We start from the raw sequence: 1,548 nt of genomic DNA, 5'->3' as shown, positions 1-1,548 counted from the left end.
TGAGGAACAAATCAGTACTGATGCTAAAGACAAAGTTTTGGCGGAAGCTCATTTCCTTAGAGGCTATTATCATTTGAAACTTCTTTTGAACTGGGAAAAAATCGTTCTTCGTGATGCTTATCCTAAAGGTTTATCAAGTATCGATAAAGCCGTGAGCGAAAGAGCTGAATGCTGGGATTTCATCATTGCTGATTTTGCTGCTGCAGCAGCAAACTTACCTGAGAGCAATACAGTAGAAAATATTGGACGTGCAACTAAATATACGGCCTTAGCCTATTTAGGTAAAGCAAACCTTTTCTCTGCAAGTGAAACAACGACAGATGCTACAGCATATTATACTGCTGCAAAAATAGCTTTTGCTTCAGTAGTAGCTAGCGGTAACTATAGTTTAGAATCTTCATTCATTTCAATGTTTAATGGTACCAATCAAAATTCTGATGAAGTTTTATTTGAGCTACAATTATCAACAAATACGGATAACGGATCTTGGTTTAAGTTTCCTTACCATCGTTGGTTAAAACCTGCTGGTTTAGGCGGATGGGATGAAATCGCTGGTAGTGACTATCTTCTTCAGGAATTCAAAAGAGAAGGTAAAATAGCTACTGATGGTCGATTCGATCACCGTTTGTACGAAACATTATTCTTCGAAGATGAGTATTTCAACGATGATGCAAACCCTCGTGTTTATGGATATACATTCAATTCTTGGTGGGATTGGGCTGGTACTCCTCGCGATAAAACTGGCTTTAGAAAATATCTTCCTGAAAGCGAAGATGATTTCTATGCTAATTCAATCGGGAATAACATGCCTTTACTACGATATGCAGATGTTTTGTTGATGTATGCTGAAACGCTTAATGAATTAGACGAAACTGCAGCAGCTATTCCTCATATTAATGCAGTAAGAGCACGTGCAGGAATGCCAGCAATGACTGGATCATCAAAAGAATATGTCAGCTTTCAGATAGAGCACGAAAGAGTTTGCGAATTAGCAATGGAAGGTTCGCGTTTTCATGACTTAAGACGTTGGGGCAAATTAAACGAAACTATGCTTGATCATGGTAGATCTGGTGTTAATAATGCGTCACATTTCTTTCCAATTCCAGAAAGTGAAATCAACTCAAATAATGCAATTGAATAAAAGATTACATTTTTTCATAAGTGAGTAGTTAGATTATTGGGCGGAGTTGCAACTTACTCCGCCCAATATATTTCAAAACAAATATTTCACTTCCTAATACCTATCTGGCTCTTTATTTATTTACTTTGCCAGTAGAATTATTATTTCAAGATAAATTACAAACACTAACTCACCTATGCTACTGGACATCATCATTGTATTAGCCATTATGGTTTTAGGAATGGGCATTGGCCTATTTATTGGGAATCGACCAAAAATCATAAAAATTGTGGGGATTTTAACCTCATTTTCAATTTTCCTTTTGTTATTTCTTTTGGGTATAGGTGTTGGAACAAACGACAAGATAATCAACAACCTTCATACAATAGGTTTGCAAGCATTAATACTGACTATAGGCGCAGTATTGG

At 36.6% G+C, this 1,548-nt stretch carries 1 protein-coding gene and 1 pseudogene; both read left to right on the top strand.

Features of this window, described 5'->3' with window-relative positions:
* Positions 1-1,141: RagB/SusD family nutrient uptake outer membrane protein (locus ABY905_RS17205; protein WP_372646121.1), on the top strand; the 1,141-nt coding region annotated here is incomplete at its 5' end.
* A gap of 175 nt (positions 1,142-1,316) precedes the next feature.
* Positions 1,317-1,548 (top strand): annotated as a pseudogene (locus tag ABY905_RS17200) (hypothetical protein); the annotation flags it as partial.

Origin of the sequence: Ancylomarina sp., assembly GCF_041555295.1 — a bacterium.
Classification (GTDB): Bacteria; Bacteroidota; Bacteroidia; order Bacteroidales; family Marinifilaceae; genus Ancylomarina.
Note: the sequence above shows the minus strand (reverse complement) of the source record. Positions and strands in the feature narration are given on the sequence as shown.